Origin of the sequence: Staphylococcus aureus (genome assembly GCF_001027105.1) — a bacterium.
Taxonomy (GTDB): Bacteria; Bacillota; Bacilli; order Staphylococcales; family Staphylococcaceae; genus Staphylococcus; species Staphylococcus aureus.
On record NZ_CP011526.1, the window covers coordinates 1,409,771 to 1,429,411 of the forward strand.

Sequence of the window (19,641 nt, forward strand, 5' to 3'; positions counted from 1 at the left end):
TGGAGAGATGATTGATGACTGAAAATAAAAGTTTCAAAGAAAGCCATCCACTAGATGATTTTATAAGCGATAAAGAATTATCGAATACTACTATTCAAAAAGAAAAGTTAACAATTGAACAACAAAAACAGGTAGACACAATCAGTAAACAAATTAACCCTTTAGACAATGAAGGTTTATTAGCGTTTGGTTCTGATTTACAGAAACAAATGTCTCAATTTTCACATCAAATGTTGGATGAAGTACAAAGTAAAGATGTTGGTCCTATTGGAGATACTTTGTCAGATCTAATGTCAAAACTAAAGTCAGTTAATCCAAATGAGTTAAATACTGATAAACCATCTATGTTAAAAAGAATTTTTAGCAGAGCAAAGTCGTCTATCAATGAAATCTTTTCAAGAATGCAATCAGTTAGTGCTCAAGTCGATCGCATAACGATTCAACTGCAGAAACATCAAACACATTTAACAAGAGATATTGAATTATTAGATACGCTATATGATAAAAACAAACAATACTTTGATGACTTATCATTGCATATCATTGCTGCACAGCAAAAAAAGTTGCAATTAGAAAATGAAAAGCTACCACAATTGCAACAGCAAGCGCAGCAATCCACTAATCAAATGGATATTCAACAAGTTGCAGATATGCAGCAATTTATAGATAGACTAGATAAACGCATATATGACTTACAGCTTTCAAGACAAATAGCTTTGCAAACTGCGCCACAAATTCGTATGATTCAAAATGTTAATCAAGCACTTGCCGAGAAGATACAAAGTTCAATTTTGACAAGTATTCCACTATGGAAAAATCAAATGGCCATTGCGCTTACATTAATGAGACAGCGTAATGCAGTTGCTGCACAACGAGCTGTCACTGATACAACTAATGATTTATTAACAGCAAATGCTGAAATGTTGAAACAAAATGCGATTGAAACTGCAACAGAAAATGAGCGTGGCATTGTTGATCTTGATACATTGAAACGTACACAGCGTAACATTATTGAGACAATTGAAGAAACATTAATTATTCAACAACACGGTCGCGAAGAACGACAATTAGCTGAAAAAGAATTACAACAATTAGAACAAGATTTAAAGTCACATTTAGTGAACATCAAAGGACCGAATAAACAATCATAAATTACGAATTAGATATAACAAAAAAGAGCTTGGGACATTAAGTTCCTTAAAGTTCTTAGGCAATGTAAAAAAGCTGATTTCTATTATTTATTTGATAGAAATCAGCTTTTTTGATATGTATTTTATAATGTACAGCTCGTTGAGCTGCTATTTTCCTTATATTAAGTGCCATTAATACAAAACCTAGCTCTCGTTTAACTTTATTTATTCCTCGAACTGACATTCGAGTGAAACCCAAAATAGCCTTCATAAATCCAAAAACAGGCTCTACATCAATTTTTCTTTGACTATAGATTTTTTCGTTTCTGGTTCAGAAAGCTTTTGATTAATTTGGGCTTTAAAGTATTCCCAATTATAATTCTTCATAATTTTCTTATTGGATTTCGAATTTGGCTTCATGCATTGATGTCTCAAAGAACATGATGAACAGTCATCACATTCATATAGCTTGAAGTCACGTTTAAAACTATATCTATCATTACGGTATGCATATCTTTTAAAACCTATTCTTTTGTTATTAGGACATATAAATTCATCGAATTCGCTATCAGATATCGTTTCAACAATTTCATTAACATATCGCGTATTATCATTTTGAGGAATTCTAACAGAAGTTTCTATTGGTAGTGTAAGTTGGGTCATGTTATAATTTTTATACATAAGGCACCTCGTTAATTTAGTTTAGTAGTATTTATTAAATTATACGAAGGGATCCAACACAGAAAATTTATTTTATTGAATTTTACATTTATGTGCAAGTTGGGCAAAGTGTCTTATTTTTTTAAAGTATTTCAAAGTAAAATTACACGTTAATACGTAGTATTAATGGCGAGACTCCTGAGGGAGCAGTGCCAGTCGAAGACCGAGGCTGAGACGGCACCCTAGGAAAGCGAAGCCATTCAATACGAAGTATTGTATAAATAGAGAACAGCAGTAAGATATTTTCTAATTGAAAATTATCTTACTGCTGTTTTTTTAGGGATTTATGTCCCAACCTCTTTTATATTATTCGTTATTCCTGTTGATATTTAATTGGATCTTGTTTTACAAATATGCCGACTAGATAGCCTAATATCGTTGCAATAATTGCTACTGGGAACCACTCTAAAGAATACGCTCTTAGAGGCAATGATTCTATAAAGTTAATTTTCAGCCAACCTAACTTACTAATAACACTGAAAATCGACAATATAAATACGATAATAACTGGAATTTGTTGTGAAATGCGTTTTGTCGGTATGAATTTGGCAATTAAAATTAATAATACAACAGTTATTGCTACTGGGTATACAATGCTTAATACCGGAATTGACATTGAGATAACAGCATTTAAACCTTGGTTAGCAATAATAAAACTCATTAAAATGAAAACTAATACAAATGCTTTGTATGATACTTTAGGTACGATTCTATGGAAATATTCAGAAACTGCAACAATAAGCCCGCATGCTGTAGTTAGACATGCCAGCGCCACAATGATGCCCAATAAATATTTTCCGAATGAACCAAATCCTGTTGAAGCCATTGTCGTTAATAAATATGTCCCAATGTTTCGATCTTTGGATTTCAATTGATCTAACGTCATGTCACTTACTGGCATATGATTACCAATATAACCTAATGAAATATATATGAAAATTAAAGCTACGGCTGCAATTAAACCAGCAGTCAAAGTTTGTTTGAATATTTGATTTGTTTTAGTAATGCCTGTTAGTTTTACTGCATTAACAACAATCATTGAAAAAGCAATTGCTGCAATGGCATCCATTGTTAAATAGCCTTGTGTAAAGCCTTCAGCAAAACTTGAAAAATTAGAATGATATAGTGCTTCATTGCCCTTTCCAGCACTATTACCGCTAAAGTCTAAGTATCCTTTAATAATCATCGCTAAAATAGTAATCAATAATAATGGTGTTAATAATGAACCAATACGATCGATTAACTTAGATGGATTTAAACAAATATACAAAACGACTATGAAGTAGATAATCGTAAATATAAATAAAGCGATACTACTATTGCTATGTATAATTGGTGTAATTGTCATTTCAAAAGATGTAGATGCAGTTCTAGGTATTGCAAAAAGTGGTCCTATAGTCAAATAAATGATGATTAAGAACAATATTGAAAATTTAGGTGAAATTTTATTTAATGCGCCAATATATCCTTCTTTATCAAGTGCACCTACAATCACACCTAATAATGGTAAACCAATCCCAGTTAGAACAAACGCTAAAATGGCGGGCCAGAAAAATTGACCACTATCCAATCCGAGATTAGGAGGAAAAATTAGATTGCCTGCGCCAAAAAACATAGCGAAGAGCGTAAACCCAATGACCCATGTATTTTTATTCATAGAGTTACTCCTTTTTTTAAAACACGAAATAATTTACAAGTAAATATTTTAGCACAAAAAATAATAAAGAGTCTATATGAAATATGTTGTACATAGCAGAAACAAAACACATGTGTTGTTTAAATCAAATTATGTCAGAAAATAAAATTCTTCAAATCCACTTTTTAAATAGTAACTGATGACTTTTATTCACAATTTCATATAAACTCATATTTTAAATTTATTTATAAAGATTTAAGTAGTAATTTTTTTAATAATGGAGAGAGATGTCCAGGTAAATGCGCAACACCTTCAACGAAAATAGCATATTGACCATAAATATTATGAATTGTTTGTTCAACATCTTCAGTTATTGGATCTTGACTCAAAAATACATTAAATACTTCAATACCAAATTTACGTGACATTTCTACAGCTTCATACGTATCAATAATACCATCTTGACTATAATTAAATGCAGACGGTTCGCCGTCTGAAAATACGATTAAAAATCGTTGATGTTGATTTCGACGCATTAATCGTTCACTTGCAACTCTAATAGCAACACCATCACGATTATCATCTTGAGGTTCAAGTGCCATAATACGTGGGCCATCTTTTTCAAAGGTTGAGTAATCATAGTTAATAATTTCATTAATGATATTTGGTTGTGCATGCTCGTCTGAATCAAAGGCATCCTCACTGAATGATAAAATTTCATGTTTAATGTTCAATGCTTTTAACGTCTCGTGGAATAACACTACACCTTTCTTCGTTTCAGCCATTTTATCATGCATACTTGCTGACGCATCAATTAACAATGTAAATGTCGCATCAAATGATTTACTTAAATCTTGTTTTTTGTAAAACAATTTATATTGATCGTCGATAAACCAATTAATTAAATCCTTTTGTAATCGCCCTTTTGTTAAATTAAAACGTGCATCTCGTTGTTCTCGTTCAATCGTTTTCTTTATAATTTGAATTAAGTCTTTGATTTCATATTGTACGTCTTGTTTCGATTCTTGATATTCTAAAACATATTGTGGCTCAATTTCAGGAATTTGCCATTTTATTTCTACATTTTTGTTCACACCATCAAGTTGAAATGCTTGGCTTTGACCAACAGCATCGCCTTCTTCACGATTTAGCGTATCGTTTGATCCTTTGCCCTTTTTGGTCATCATATCAGTCATATCATCTGTAGCATCGCCTTCACGTGCTTCATCATTACCTAATGTTTCACTATTTTGTCCTTCGTGAAGCTCCATTTCTAAATAGGCGCCACCTTTTGACTCACTATCTGCAGATTTAGAGTCAGCTTTTTCACTTTCGTTATCATCATCTTCTGAAGTATCATCTTGCCCATCGACTTGACTTGCATCAGTTCTCTTTAAATCATCAAACTCTGGACTAGCTAATGTATTATATAGTGTTTTAGGTAAGTAATAATATTCGTTTAGCATATCTTCTTTTAAAATATCATCTACTTGATACATAATTCTTTGAGCCAGATACATATTATCTTCAGAATTTTGATTTTGGAAAAAATTAGGTAAATATAAGAACATATTTACTAAAATATCATCTAAATCTGAATGTATAGATGGTATATCAAAGAAATCTTGGCTTAAAAATGCATGTTCTAAATACAAAAATAATAAATCTGTATATTGTGTTTTAGTACGATACACTTTAATTTGAGATTCCGTATATGATATACGTGTATCTAAGCGAAGATCAATTAATTTAGCAGTACTTGGGCGCTCAACTTTAATAGAATTTAATACGCGCATATCTTCTAATAATTTAAAAAGTTGTTGATAAAATTTAGGGTGTTTAAAAGTTTTATCTTGTACTACTTCATTTACAATTTGTACATCCATCATATGATAACCGTAAGCAGCTAACATAACATCTGTTTTTAAACCAGCCATTTCGATATGGCTTGGTCGATGTGACCAAAACCAACTCGTAATCAAAACATTTTGAACAGGATTATAGTAAGGGAATTTTTGGATTTTAACTTGTGTTTGTTCATTTTTTAATAAGAGTCGAGCTAAGTCTTGCAACATCATTACTTGCTTGGCATCTAACTGTTCGTCATTAAATTTTATGAAACGATCACTCATGTTTTATCCCTCTTTAAAAGTTTAGTTCTACAGCATTATATATTGCTTGTTGTTCACGTTCATCTTCCAATTTATCAATAATTGTACGTTTAATTGCACGTTCAACTGGCATTACAGTGATTAAATCACACAAGTCTAATAATGCACGGATACTAGCGGCTTCTTCAGAAATTTGTCCCTGCTTAGACATAGTACGTAAATCTTCATTAAACTTAATAATTTGTTCGATTTGTTTATCATCTTGTAATAAACTTTGCTCTTTAATCACATTTTTTAAAATGTCCCCATCAATATAATCAACGTGAATAACAACAAAGCGATTTTTTAGTGCTTCATTCATTGGCAAAGTACCAACATAACCTTCATTTATCGCTGCTATAACGTTAAATCCTGGTACAGCTTTGATTACTTCACCAGTGTATGGATTCGTAATTTGACGACGATAATCTAAGACCCCATTTAATACAGGCAATGTTTCAGGTTTAGCCATATTTATTTCATCAATATATAAAATATGCCCCTCTTTCATAGCTTTAATAACTGGACCATCTACAAAGACAATTTCTTGTTGACCTTCCGCATTTGTTTTAATTGTTTTAAAGCCTAATAAGCTTTCTGTATCTAAATCAACAGAACAATTGACTTGATGCATGGGTGTATCAACAACTTCACTTAATGTTTCTGCCAACTTTGTTTTCCCTGAACCTGTTGGACCTTTAAGTAAAATATTTTTATTTAAATCAAATAATGCCTTCGCATCATTGAAAACTGTTGAATCTGAATTCTTATAATGTTTTAGTGCCATTTTAAAACGTTCTCCTTTAAATAAATTAAAAAACTAAGACATGGAATAAGTTCTCCAAATGCCTTAGTTTACTATTCTATTCTGATATAAAACGCAATGCTTAGTATGCGAATTGTTTATATTTTACCAAATTTACTAATTGAAAATCTCATATTAGGCTTCATTTCAATAATTATGCGTTTAAACTTCTTTGAAATATGTTTTATAGTAACCGCCAACTAATCCAGAATTATCTATTATTTGATAATATTCTTCAGTTTCGTTGATAACATCATATTGTTTGCCAACCGTTAACATGTCAGAAACTGTAAATTTCTTTGCATCTGTATTAATGACTTCTACTTTCTTGATTGGTGTACGTTCTTTCCAAGTTTCATGTAACATAAATTTTGTCCTCGCTATCGTAAAAAAATTATTTTTGTAAAGTGAATATAAACGATAATCCACTGTTTTCAGTAATTCTAATTGATTCAATATCATCTTGCTCAAGCGTTTGATATGGTATTTCCACTTCATCTAAGCGCGATTTCGCTTGATTAAAGAAATCTGCATCTTTCGTTTCAAACTCAACTTGATCGACTGCGCCATATTCCGGCATTGTCATTTCGGTTTCTACAGGCATTAAATGTATTTCGCCACCTAGACCACCCGTTCCAACTTTGAATACTTGGACATGATAGTCAGCATTGTCGAAGGGTTGGTATTCTGCAAATACTTCAAGTCCGAATATATTTGTTAAAATTTGACCTGTAATATCTACATGATTCACTTTAAGAATCACTGGTCCTAAACCTTGCACTTGATGTAACGGATTGACCGCACTCTCAAAAGAAGGCATACCTAAACCAACGCCATAATTATTCTCGTTTGAATATATTGAGAAAATATGACCATTGTTATCTTCGAGACTGAAATATTTATTGCCATTTAATTCTTTAACTGTTGTAAATGGAATATCCTTATTCGATAATATTTCCGCATACTCCTCTAAACCTGAGTCAGTTGGTGTACGTAATCCAATACCCACAAAGTGAGATTCTTCTAATTGCTCACTTGGAACTTGTATAAATTGAAGTCTTGTTCCTGGGCTTATATCTGCATCGCCGAAACGAATTGAGTTTTCAAGAAGTTCTTCATAATTTAATCCTAATATGTCAACCATGAAATGTTTTGTCTGTTCTATATTTGTTGTACCTAATGTTATACTTCTAAGTCCACACATTATAGCCACCTCTATCTTTATCTTTACTATTATATTATAACTTATTTTAATCATAAATTATAGAATATCGGTCAGTTGATTTTGATTATAGATTAATATGTGAAAAATGTATTTCTTTAAAAGAACTATTTCATTTAAATAGGTAACATAATATTGTTATGGTTGCTATTGAGTGTGTCATTAATGAATATCTGTATATAGCAATTGAATATTTCGTTTTTTGTAGGACATGAAAAACATATATATGTCGTGTCCATAAAGCGAATTTACATCATGTTCAGATGATTTTAAATTAACTAAAGGCGCTTATAGAATTCATATATTTCATCGTTTGTTATTATCTAAAATGCATTCATTAGCATATTGAAACACGCTATTCTACCTATATTTCTATTGTGAGTCTATTTCAATAGAAATGATATATTTTTTAAGTAGTCAAAATTAAACCCACATTTTAATACGAATCATTATAAAAATAAAGTACAGCAGTAAGATATTTCGACTAGGAAATAATCTTACTGCTGTTTGTTATTGATTTAATCCCGCTTTTAGGAATAGTAAACTATTTTGTGTTGTGGATTAAGATTCTAATAATAAGTCTTCTGGGTTTTCAATTAATTCTTTAATTGTTTTTAAGAATCCAACTGCTTCTTTACCGTCAATAATTCTATGATCATAGCTTAATGCAATATACATCATTGGACGATTTTCGATTGTATCTTGATCAATCGCAATTGGTCTTGTAATAATTGAATGCATGCCTAAGATTGCAGCTTGATTACCATTGATAATTGGCGTACTCATCATTGATCCAAAAATACCGCCATTTGTAATCGTAAATGAACCATTAACCATATCATCTAAGCCAAGTTTTTTCTCTCGTGCTTTAACTGCTAAATTAGCAATTTCTGCTTCGATTTCTGCAAAATTCTTTTTATCACAATCTCTTACAAATGGTACTAATAATCCATCATCTGTAGAAACAGCTACACCAATATCATAATATTGTTTCGTAATCATGTCGTCGCCGTCGATTTCTGCATTAACTTCTGGATACTTTTTCAAAGCTGCTACAGAAGCTTTAGTAAAGAATGACATAAATCCTAATTTAGTACCATCATGATCTTTCATAAATTGTTCTTTCTTACGTTTACGCAATTCCATAACATTTGTCATGTCAACTTCGTTAAATGTTGTTAACATAGCTGTATTATTAGATACCTCTAATAATTTTTTGGCAGCTGTTTTCTTTCTACGTGACATTTTTTCACGAATCACTGGTTTTGTAGGATATTGATTGTATTTTTTCTCTTCTTTTGCAGATGCTTGTTGTGTTGTTTGTGTTGATGCCGGTGCCTGTTGTTTCTTATCAATATCTTCTTTACGAACCACATCATTTGTTTTCGGACTTACTTCAGCAAGATTCACACCATTTTCACGAGCATATCGACGCGCAGAAGGCGTAGCATTAATACGTTGCTGATTGTCATCATTTGCTTGATTTACTTCAGCTTTATCTACCGAATTATTTGTTGTTTCTTCTTTTTTATTATTTGTTTCTTCATTTTGTTGTGGAGTATTGTCGTTACTATTTTCTTTAGAAGCATTGCCACTACCTTCGCCGATGATAGCAATTGCTTGTCCAACTTCTACAGTGTCGCCTTCACTTGCAAGTTGTTCAGATAATACACCTGCTTCTTCAGATACAACTTCGACATTAACTTTATCAGTTTCTAATTCAAGAATAGCTTCACCTTTTTCTACGCTATCCCCTACGTTTTTCAACCATTCTGCAATGGTACCTTCTGTAATAGATTCTGCTAATTCTGGAACTTTAACCTCTGGCATGACTTATTTCCCCCTAGTTATTTTTTAATGCATTTTCTATAATTTTATTTTGAACAAGTTTATGAATTTCTCCATCGCCTTCAGCTGGAGCAGCCCTTTGAATTCTGCCATGATAACTTAAATCATATTTATCTGCAACTAGCACTTTAACATATGGATAGACATATAACCATGCACCTTGATTTTTAGGTTCTTCTTGTACCCATGACACTTCTTCAAGGTTTGGCAATTGTGCTAGTAATGCTTCAATCTCTTCCTCTGGGAATGGATACAATCTTTCAATCGCAACGAGTAATACTGATTCGTCTGGATTTTTAGCTAATGCTTCTTTTAAATCAATGAACATTTTACCAGTTGCCAAAATAACTTTTGTAACCTTATCCGCTTGATATGATTCTGTCAAAATTGGCTCAAATCCACCAGAAGTAAATTCATCAATTGGTTTTGCAACTGTTTTATTTCTCAGTAAGCTTTTTGGTGACATAACAACCAATGGTCGCATTTGTTCAGAATCTAAACTAGCCGCTTGTGCACGCAATAAGTGGAAATAATTACTTGAACTAGATAAGTTGACAACTGTGCAATTATTTTCAGCAGCTAATTGTAAAAATCGCTCTAATCTTGCTGATGAATGTTCAGGCCCTTGACCCTCATATGCATGAGGTAAGAATAATGTTAATCCTGAACGTTCTCCCCATTTTGAGCGAGAACTGAATAAGAAGTTGTCAAAAATCATTTGTGACATATTTGCAAAATCACCATATTGTGCTTCCCAAATATTGAAGCTTTTTTTGTTTTCCACATTATAGCCGTATTCAAAACCAACTACTGCTGCTTCTGAAAGCGGAGAATTGTGTATATCGAATGTCGCTTTTTGATCAGGAACATGATGTAAAGGTGTATATGTTTCACCTGTTTGCTCATCATGTAACACGGCATGCCTATGACTGAATGTACCACGTTCACTATCTTGACCAGTTAAGCGAATCGGTGTACCATCTTGTAAAATTGTCGCAAATGCAAGTTGTTCTGCTTGTGCCCAATCAACTAAACCATCTTCTTTATTAAACGGCTCATGACGCTTCTCAAGAACTTTGTTTAACTTTTTCAAAATGTTAAAGCCATCCGGATATGTTAACAATGCATCATTTATTTCTTTCAAGTGATCAAAAGTAAATGATTGTTCGTCTGCTTGTAACGGTAATGCAAGATCTGCAGGCTTTTCCATATCTGGATTATCCATTTTATCAGCTTTATTAATTTTATCATGAGCTTGTCTTAGTTCCTTTTGGACTTGTTCTATAAATGAATGCATTTCATCTTCTGAAATGACACCTTCATTAACAAGCTTTTTACCAAACACATATTCAACAGAGTCATGTTTGCGAATATTCTGATAAGGAACTGGATTAGTAATTGATGGTTCATCCATTTCGTTATGTCCGAAACGACGATAACCTACTAAATCAATAACGACGTCTTTATGAAACTCTTTTCTAAATTCCATTGCAATATCAATTGCTTCAATAGTAGCTTCAACGTCATCTGCATTGACATGGAATATTGGCACATCATAACCTTTGGCCACATCTGTAGAATAAGTTGTTGAACGTGCATCAATTGGTTCTGTAGTAAATCCAATTCTATTGTTAGTAATAATATGCAATGAACCACCCGTAGAATAGCCTTTCAAGTTTCCTAAGTTCATTGTTTCGAAGTTAATTCCTTGACCAGGATAAGCAGCATCGCCATGTATAATAATTGGCATTGCTTTATGATGATCAGTCGTCGGAGCCCCAGCTCGTTGTGTATCATCTTGTGCTGCTCTCGTACGCCCCTCAACAACAGGTGCAACAATTTCCAAGTGACTTGGATTGTTAGCCAGTGCAATACGCTGCATTGTACCGTATGAATCAGTAGTTTTAATGCCACCAAGGTGATATTTCACATCACCAGTCCATCCAGCAGTTAACTGCAAGCTACCATCTTCAGGTAAGAATTTCATTGGATCTGTATGCATAAATTCTGAAATCATCATTTCGTACGGTTTTTCTAAGACATGCGTTAAAACGTTTAAACGTCCACGGTGAGCCATGCCTATTTGTATATTTTTAATACCTTCTTTCGCAGCAATCGTAATAGTACGTTGTAACATCGGTACAAGTGCGTCTACCCCTTCAATTGAAAAACGCTTTGCACCAACGAAGTTTTTATGAAGATATTTTTCAAACCCTTCAACATACGCTAATTGTTTGAATAGTGCCCTTTTTTCGTTATTATTTAACGTTACTTTATATGGCGTTTCAATTCTTCTTTTTAACCAACCACGTTCGGTATTGTTATTAATATGTGTATACTCAAATGCAATTGGTCCTTTGTAACGTTTTTCCATTCTTAAAATTGCTTCATAAGCATTATCATAAATGTCGGCAAAGTGATCTGAAACAATTCCTGCTGATATACCTTCCAAAGTCTGTTGATCTAAATCAAAGTCTTCAATCTCTAATTTAGGTACATGTTTCCTTTTTGGAGGATTTACAGGATAAATATCGGCTTTAAGATGCCCGTATTGGCGAATATTATCAATTAAACGCATGACACGCTTAATTGTGCCGTCGCTATTTTGACTACTTGTACTTTTTAAAGCTGGTACAATTGAGTCATCATTCTTAATTGTGCTGAATAAGACTTGTAAATCTTCTGGTACAGATGATGGATCTTGTAAAAAGTCATCATATAGATCTAACATTAGACCTAAATTCGCACCGAAGTTTACAGGAGCCTCTGAAACTTCTTTTCTTTCGTTAGTCATTTTACACCCTCCACAAAAATGTTGAAACGCTTACAATGTAATAATATCACTATTTAGTTATTTGTTAAAGTAGATTTACCTATTTATCTGCTAAAAAGAAGAATCAACAAAAGCGTTGATTCTTCTAGGTTTATAGATGTATTTTATTGTAAATTTTGGGAGTACAACAGAAATGATAAAGAACCACTGTTTATTTGTTTTATAGTTGTTCTTATACATTAGTCACAGCTAATGTGTACTTAAAAAATTGATCCTATGACTTTGATTGACGTCTCAGTCATGATTAAAATATGATTTTAAACGTTGTTCCTTTGTTAATTTCACTTTTAATTTTAATCGATCCTCCGTTTAATTGAATGATTTTTTGAGCAATAGATAATCCGAGTCCATTACCGCCTTGACTTCTTGAACGAGATTTATCCACTCGATAAAAGCGATCAAAAATGAAATCTTGATCTTCCTCTGGAATACCAATTCCATGATCTGTAATTTCAATTATTTTTTGCTTATTTTTTAACCTTGTCTTAACTTTAATTTTCTTATTCTTCACATCATATTTGATTGCATTATCAATAAAGATTAAAAATAATTGTTCGAATTGATGAGGTTTCATTTTAATTTCTAGATTTTTAGATGTCAGATCCGTATCAAATTGATAATCAGGATGCAATTGTTTTAATGAGTGTATTCGCGAGCGAATTTCATCATTAATATGCACGGTCTGTGCTTCAGAAGAAATGTCATTTACATCTCCTTTAGTCAATTCAAGTAATTCTTCGACTAATTTTATGATACGATTCATTTCTTCAATAGAAATATTTAACGATTCTTCTAATACTGCTGGGTCTTTTTTTCCCCATCGCTGAATCAAATTTAAATGACCTTGAATAATTTGTAATGGTGTTCGTAATTCATGTGACGCATCTTCAACAAATTGTCTTTGTTGATTAAATGATTCTTCAATTTGGCTCATCATCTCATTAAACGTATTTGCTAAATTATCTATTTCTTCATAATTTGTATTTAATTGCAATTTATTTTGAAAACCATCTCGTCGAATCTCAATCATTTTATTTGATAAACTGACAAGCGGTTTAGTAATTTGTGTTGAAAATACATAACTGATTGTGGCAGTTATAATTGTTGCAATCACTCCAAATGCCAGCGCAATGATATACAATGATTTTACGATGTTATCATAATTTTCTAGTGAATGAATTAACAAGCTATACCCTTTGAAATCTTGCGTTGTAATTGGTTCTTTAATAATTAAATATTCAATGCCTTTATAGCGTTTTTTTATTACGCGGTCAAAATAACGGTGTTCATAACCTGGTTCAACTCTCACTGTGTTATCATTCGATGTCTCAAATAATTTATTATTATGCTCATCATAAATAATTATCTCTTGAAAATTACCTAAAGATGCATTCAAGTCTAATGCAGATATATCTTTAACAGGCTTAGAATGAAATAAATTATTAATATCGCTTGAGCTTCGTTCTGCATCATCAAGCTCACTATTATGCAGTGTATCTTTCAAGAAAAAAATAATAATTAAACAAAACAAAAATATCGTGACAAACGTAATCATCGTGGTAACAATAATCCAGTTATTGCGCAATTTACGTTTTGTCATCGTATCACATACCCAACGCCACGAACTGTTTCAATCATTTTGTCACGATCGTATGGTTTTAACTTGTTTCGTAAATATCTTATATAAACATCTACGACATTTGTTTCTACTTCACTATTATAACCCCATACATGATTTAAAATTTGTTCCCGTTGCATAACATGGTTTTTATTTTCAGCTAGAAGATATAGTAAATCATACTCTGTTTTTGTTAATTCAATTTCTGCGCCATTTACCGTCACTTTAAAAGCGTTCTTATCAATTGTAATACCGTTGACATCGATAATATCCTTTTGTGGCTGACGACGTAAAATTGCACGAATTCTTGCTAAAAGTTCTTCAATATCAAACGGCTTAACTATATAATCGTCTGCACCGTAATCAAGCCCAGCAACTTTGTCATACGTATCACTTTTCGCTGTAATTATAATGATAGGTGTAGATTGTTGTTGTCTAATTTTGCGACAAATTTCTAAGCCATTAATTGACGGCAACATTAAATCTAATATGATTAAATCATAGTAATGGCTAAGCGCTTTATCTAAACCGTCTTGTCCATCATACTCTGTGTCCACATTGTAATTTTCATGTGTGAGTTCCAATTCAAGAAATCTTGCTAAGTTTTGTTCATCTTCTACTATTAAAATTTGCGTCATTTGTACACCTCATATTACGACTTTTTCTAATAAGGTAATATATTTTAAATTTTGTATTTTTCTATACAATAGTTGCTTTTTAAATTAGTTTGTTTACGTTTAAATTTTATCACAAATCAATAACCATGTTTTAAATTTTTCAAGCTACAATCATTAATTATTTATTAACTCAAATATTTAATAATCAGTTAATGGCATTCTGTTAATTCTGATTGCAGTACTTAAATATAGAATACTGTAACACAAGGCCTTACCGCAATATTAATTGTTGTCATATACTGACTTTTCACTATTGTAAAATGAATAGTTATTATCTTTATTTTCACAAAATGACCGTAGTTTAAACATTTCACACATCATTTCAATGTGCGATTTTGAACTTGGAAGTAACATTTCATAATGTATGAATTCAAAAGGAGTATGTAAACAATATAATGTTTAAACCTCATCACTTTTAAATATTCTAATTCTAATGAGAAATACAAATTTTTTTATTTTCTAAAATAGCGTAATCATGCGTTTTATTTACTATTCTTAAAAAATATTCAAAAAAAGTTTTAGTTTCTAATTGACAATGATTCTCACTAATGTATAATAGTAGTTGAAAATGATTATCAATACCACATAGAACATCCCCCCCACAACGTTTCGTTCTTGTTGGATTGGTCATTTTCAAATATTCCCCTTTTATATGCCCGTAAAAGACAATATACGTTATAACAACGTTTTATAAAAGCAGTAAACCCTTACGACACTTTAGGTTTACTGCTTTTGTTTTTTTACTATTTAATTTATTAATTTATTTCTAAGTAATAACGTTGATAAAATAATGCAAAATAATCCACCAATAATGCCGGCAATAATATCTGTTGGATAATGTACACCTAGATATACACGTGATATGGAAATCAATAAAATCATAGCTGCACATAACCCTATAAGAATACCTTTTGAATTACCTTGATTTAATCGATTTAATAGATAGATACCACTTCCAAAATATGCAGTTGATCCCATAGCATGACCGCTAGGAAAACTAAATCCTGTTATATCAATTAAACGCAGCAATGTAGGTCTTTCTCTATCGAATATATTTTTTAATGCTGGATTCAAAATTCCAGATAATGCCATTGTTAATGCAAAAAATAATGCTTCAATTTTGTGGCGCTTTAACATGAGATATGCCACAAGAAGTAATGAAATACATAACATTGCCCAGACTTCACCTACTTTAGTAGCCCCAAGCATGATAGATGTCGTAATAAAGCTCTCTGATGAATATACAAACTCATAAACTTCATTATCAATCCATTTCCCAAGTCTTGATTCGTGGAAAAACGCGATAATTCCAAAAACCAATGTAAAAACGATGAGCAAAGAGATACGTTTCCATTGACTCATAAAGCATTACCCCCCCATTAATTCAATGCGTCTTTAATCATCTTATCAAATAAAGCTTCTTTCGTATAACTTTGTTCATACGATTTCATATTATTGATAATTCGAGTTCTTTCCTGTTCCATTTCATTTAGTTCTTGTAATAAAATTTGTGCTGTTAATTGTTCTTCATCAATCGCTTTAGCATATCCTTTATCAGCAAAATGATTTGCATTGTCAATTTGGTCGCCTCGGGATTGATCTAAACCTAATGGTACTAATAACATTGGTATACGTAATGTTAAGAACTCATAAATCGCATTTGATCCAGCTCTACTTATTACTGTATCCGTAATTGCTAATAAATCTGTTAAATCCTCTTTAACAAATTCATATTGTATATATCCTGATTTTTTAACTTGAGCATCTTTTAATCCTTTACCAGTTAAATGTATCACTTGATATTGTTGTAATAATGCATCTAAGTTTTCGCGAATAATGCTATTTAATTTTTTACTTCCTAAGCTTCCACCCATAACGAGTAAAACTTTTTTATTTTCATTAAAGCCTGTTAATTGATAACCATTATGTGCATTACCATTTTTTAAATCTTCTCGAATTGTTGCTCCAATAAAATCAGCTTTCTCTTTAGGTAAGTAGTTTAGCGTTTCTTCAAATGTTGTATATATTTTCTTGGCAAATTTAAGTGCTATCTTATTCGCTAATCCTGGTGTTAAGTCAGATTCATGAATAATAGTTGGTATATTTAATGATTTGGCTGCAATAACAACAGGCACAGATACAAATCCACCTTTTGAAAATAATAGATCAGGTTTTTCTTTTTTCAAAACTTTACGAGCATCAAGAATACCTTTCAATACTTTAAATACGTCTTTGGCATTTTCTAAAGAAATATATCTTCTTAATTTACCACTCGAAATAGGATAATACTTAATTTCTGGTAGTTGTGATTCAATCATTTCTCTTTCAATACCATTTTTAGAACCAATATAAAGCGCTTCATAACCTTGTGATAATGCAGTTGGAATTAAACTTAAATTTACTGATACGTGTCCAACTGTTCCCCCTCCGGTAAATGCGATTTTCGTCATTAATATTACCTCTATTCTTTTAAATTTTTATAATATGCATAAAATGGTTCACCTTTATCATATGGCGGATATTCCATTAATTGTTCACCGACCTTATGAAATCCAAATTTGGCAAATAAACCTTGTGCAGGTTTGTTTAACGCAAAGGTGTCCGTTAAAATAACTTCTGCACCACGTGCTTTAACTACATCAATAACATAATTGAATAATTCTGTAGCAGCTCCTTTATATTCTTTCGAACCAGTTAATCGATGAATAACAAAGGCGCCTTCTCTATTTACTGGCCAGTCAATGTCATCATACCATTCTGCTTGGTCTTGGTCGACAACAATAAAGCCATAAATTTTGTCATTTTCCTCTAATACGTACAAATAATCTTTAGCAATATCTTCTTCAAAATGTTCTAAAAGTGGGTACTGATCGTCCCATTGCTCGTTGTCGTGTTCTTTCATTAATTCTTTTGCTTCTTCTACTAGATTTAAGATTTGATCTAAATCTGACATTTTACCTAGACGGATCATGTACGTCACTCCTTATATCATTATGTTAAACATGTTTTTCAGTACATGTTAATCTTACACACTATTAACATGCTTTAAACCTTTATTATGAATGAAAAATAGTAATTATCACACTATGGGATAAAAATAACCAATAAAAGTATCATATACCAATTAATTGATTGTTAAAACTAGTGAATAATACTATTTAAAAAGTATATGCTCATTGCATATTAAACCATGAATTGTTATCAGCGATGATAGAAATTGCGTTATTTACATCATTTGTAAATGTCTAATTTATATCTTTTAGAGTTAGACGTCAATAAAAATAAACACGCCTCCTAAATTGCTATCTTTGCAAATTTAGGAGGCGTGTCATTAACATAATAATAATACAATTTTAGTAGTGTGTATCGCTTATTTTAAAATATTAATCAACTTATCGAGAACATCATCATGTTTATTAGCTTTTTCAACTAATAACTCAGTAAATTTATTATTCGTTTCTTTATTAAATTCACCAGTTACCTCAAGTTTATTCGCTTGTTGGAAAGCTTTAACTTGATTTTCTAAAGCTTTATCAAATTGCGTTGATTCATTATCAACTTTATAACCTAAAGCTGATAAACCAATTTTAATAGTTTTAATATTTTTATCATCGTCTCCAACTTTAAATGTTTTCGTATTAGGAATGACATTTAAAGATTGATATTTAGGTGTGTCAATAGTAACGTCTGGTTTAATGCCTTTACCGTGAATATAATGACCATCTGGCGTTAACCATTTCATTTCAGTATATTTTAACAATGAACCATCCTTAAACTCTCTTGTAGTTTGTACGACACCTTTGCCGAATGTTTTTGACCCATAAACTTTAGCTTTATTATAGTCTTTTAGCGCACCAGTAAACACTTCAGAAGCGCTAGCTGAACCTTCATTCACTAAGATGGATATATCCATGTCTTTCGCTTCTTTTAACGCATCATTAGAAGTTTGAATTGCTTCAGTATCTTTACCTTTTTCTAGTTTAACAACAGTTTTTCCTTTATCGATAAAAATATTTGCCATTTTAACAGCTTCATCTAGTAGTCCACCTGGATTATTTCTTAAATCTAAAACAATCTTTTTCAAACCATCTTTGTGAGCTTTTAGAACTGCATCTTTCAATTCACCTGATGTATCATTCTGGAATTTATTAATAGTAATAACTCCAACTTTACCTTTTTTCTTATACTCAACACTTTTAACATGAATTTTTTCACGTTTAATCTTAACGTCTTTTTCTTCACTACCTCGTTGAACAGTTAAAGTGACTTCAGTGTTTTCTTTACCACGAACATCTTTGACAACTTCATCTAATGCTTTACCTTTAATTGATTTTCCATTTACTTTAGTAATGACATCTTTAGGACGAATGCCAGCACGTTCTGCTGGAGATCCCTTCATAGGACTAGTAACCATAATTTGATCATTTTTCTTTTGCATTTCTGCACCAATACCTACAAAATCACCTGAAACACCTTCATTAAAGGATTTCGTTTGTTCTTTTGTTAAATATTCAGAATAAGGATCTTTTAATTCTTTGACCATGCCATCAATTGCAGCTTTACTTAACTTGTCAGAGTCCTGTTTTTTGTAATAATCACTATTTAAGATTTTATACACATTTTCAATTTTATTTAAGTTTGCTTGATCAGTTTTGTTTAAACCACTTATTTTTTGATTTATAAAAATATATGCAACAACTGTGATGACAGCTGTTATTAGGATTGTACCAATTAATATTGATATGAATTGCCAACGTTTTAAGTGAACGCGTTTCGATGAATTAGTTTCTTGGTCTTGATTGCTTGTTGCAATTTCAGCGCGTTCATCATCGGATGAAGATGTGTGTTGCTTATCATCCATTGTATCACTTCCTTATTATGTATTATGTACTTTTAAATTCTGTGTAGTTAATCATATCAATTTATGCAAGATAGCGCACCATATTTCACTATAATTGATTAATTTTTAGTCACAACTTAGTTTATTTTAAATTAAAACCAG

Annotated in this window: 16 protein-coding genes and 1 pseudogene; 1 reads left to right on the top strand and 16 read right to left on the bottom strand. The window is 31.6% G+C overall.

Annotation, left to right across the window (positions count from 1 at the left end; all coding sequences use genetic code 11):
- Window positions 1-14 precede the first annotated feature (14 nt).
- The gene (locus tag AA076_RS07100) at window positions 15-1,151 is read left to right on the top strand and encodes a toxic anion resistance protein (protein ID WP_000138413.1); all 1,137 of its coding nucleotides are present in this window, start codon (window positions 15-17) and stop codon (window positions 1,149-1,151) included.
- Between the two features lie 55 nt (window positions 1,152-1,206).
- Here AA076_RS07100 and AA076_RS14975 read toward each other — a convergent pair.
- The 16 genes and pseudogenes from AA076_RS14975 to AA076_RS07185 form a co-directional block, all read right to left on the bottom strand.
- A pseudogene (locus AA076_RS14975) lies at window positions 1,207-1,688 on the bottom strand (transposase); the annotation flags it as partial.
- 475 nt (window positions 1,689-2,163) lie between these two features.
- A complete protein-coding gene (gene brnQ3, locus AA076_RS07115) occupies window positions 2,164-3,507 on the bottom strand; it encodes a branched-chain amino acid-like transporter carrier protein BrnQ3 (protein ID WP_001039275.1) in 1,344 nt (447 codons plus the stop codon).
- Window positions 3,508-3,731: 224 nt separating this feature from the next.
- Window positions 3,732-5,618 (bottom strand): nitric oxide reductase activation protein NorD, encoded by a 1,887-nt coding sequence (locus tag AA076_RS07120; RefSeq protein ID WP_001283665.1) that lies wholly within the window; start codon window positions 5,616-5,618, stop codon window positions 3,732-3,734.
- A 13-nt stretch (window positions 5,619-5,631) separates the two neighbouring features.
- Window positions 5,632-6,423 carry an ATP-binding protein gene (locus AA076_RS07125; RefSeq protein WP_001185421.1) on the bottom strand — a complete coding sequence of 264 codons (792 nt, stop codon included), beginning with the start codon at window positions 6,421-6,423 and terminating at the stop codon, window positions 5,632-5,634.
- 180 nt (window positions 6,424-6,603) lie between these two features.
- Window positions 6,604-6,807 (bottom strand): DUF6501 family protein, encoded by a 204-nt coding sequence (locus AA076_RS07130; protein WP_000902175.1) that lies wholly within the window; start codon window positions 6,805-6,807, stop codon window positions 6,604-6,606.
- A 28-nt stretch (window positions 6,808-6,835) separates the two neighbouring features.
- Window positions 6,836-7,645 carry a VOC family protein gene (locus tag AA076_RS07135; protein ID WP_000334518.1) on the bottom strand — a complete coding sequence of 270 codons (810 nt, stop codon included), beginning with the start codon at window positions 7,643-7,645 and terminating at the stop codon, window positions 6,836-6,838.
- Between the two features lie 579 nt (window positions 7,646-8,224).
- Entirely contained in the window at window positions 8,225-9,493 is a 1,269-nt protein-coding gene (gene sucB, locus AA076_RS07140; protein WP_001115440.1) for a dihydrolipoyllysine-residue succinyltransferase, read from the bottom strand.
- A gap of 13 nt (window positions 9,494-9,506) precedes the next feature.
- Complete coding sequence (locus AA076_RS07145; RefSeq protein WP_000180666.1) at window positions 9,507-12,305, bottom strand: 2-oxoglutarate dehydrogenase E1 component; 2,799 nt, start codon at window positions 12,303-12,305, stop codon at window positions 9,507-9,509.
- A gap of 283 nt (window positions 12,306-12,588) precedes the next feature.
- A complete protein-coding gene (gene arlS, locus AA076_RS07150; protein ID WP_000166801.1) occupies window positions 12,589-13,944 on the bottom strand; it encodes a sensor histidine kinase ArlS in 1,356 nt (451 codons plus the stop codon).
- Window positions 13,941-14,600, bottom strand: a complete 660-nt coding sequence (gene arlR, locus AA076_RS07155; RefSeq protein ID WP_000192137.1) for a response regulator transcription factor ArlR — start codon at window positions 14,598-14,600, stop codon at window positions 13,941-13,943. Before arlR ends, arlS begins: the two co-directional genes overlap by 4 nt.
- Before the next feature lie 261 nt (window positions 14,601-14,861).
- Window positions 14,862-14,993, bottom strand: coding sequence for a hypothetical protein (locus AA076_RS14980; protein WP_001788795.1), 132 nt, complete (start codon window positions 14,991-14,993; stop codon window positions 14,862-14,864).
- Between the two features lie 76 nt (window positions 14,994-15,069).
- A complete protein-coding gene (locus AA076_RS07165; protein WP_000184336.1) occupies window positions 15,070-15,270 on the bottom strand; it encodes a hypothetical protein in 201 nt (66 codons plus the stop codon).
- A 116-nt stretch (window positions 15,271-15,386) separates the two neighbouring features.
- Entirely contained in the window at window positions 15,387-16,001 is a 615-nt protein-coding gene (locus tag AA076_RS07170) for a phosphatase PAP2 family protein (RefSeq protein WP_000084780.1), read from the bottom strand.
- A 17-nt stretch (window positions 16,002-16,018) separates the two neighbouring features.
- A complete protein-coding gene (locus AA076_RS07175) occupies window positions 16,019-17,089 on the bottom strand; it encodes an undecaprenyldiphospho-muramoylpentapeptide beta-N-acetylglucosaminyltransferase (protein WP_000160904.1) in 1,071 nt (356 codons plus the stop codon).
- 11 nt (window positions 17,090-17,100) lie between these two features.
- Window positions 17,101-17,610, bottom strand: a complete 510-nt coding sequence (locus AA076_RS07180; RefSeq protein WP_000620194.1) for a GNAT family N-acetyltransferase — start codon at window positions 17,608-17,610, stop codon at window positions 17,101-17,103.
- A 399-nt stretch (window positions 17,611-18,009) separates the two neighbouring features.
- Window positions 18,010-19,500: a S41 family peptidase gene (locus AA076_RS07185; RefSeq protein WP_000342125.1), complete on the bottom strand. Its 1,491-nt coding sequence runs from the start codon at window positions 19,498-19,500 to the stop codon at window positions 18,010-18,012.
- Window positions 19,501-19,641 lie beyond the last annotated feature (141 nt).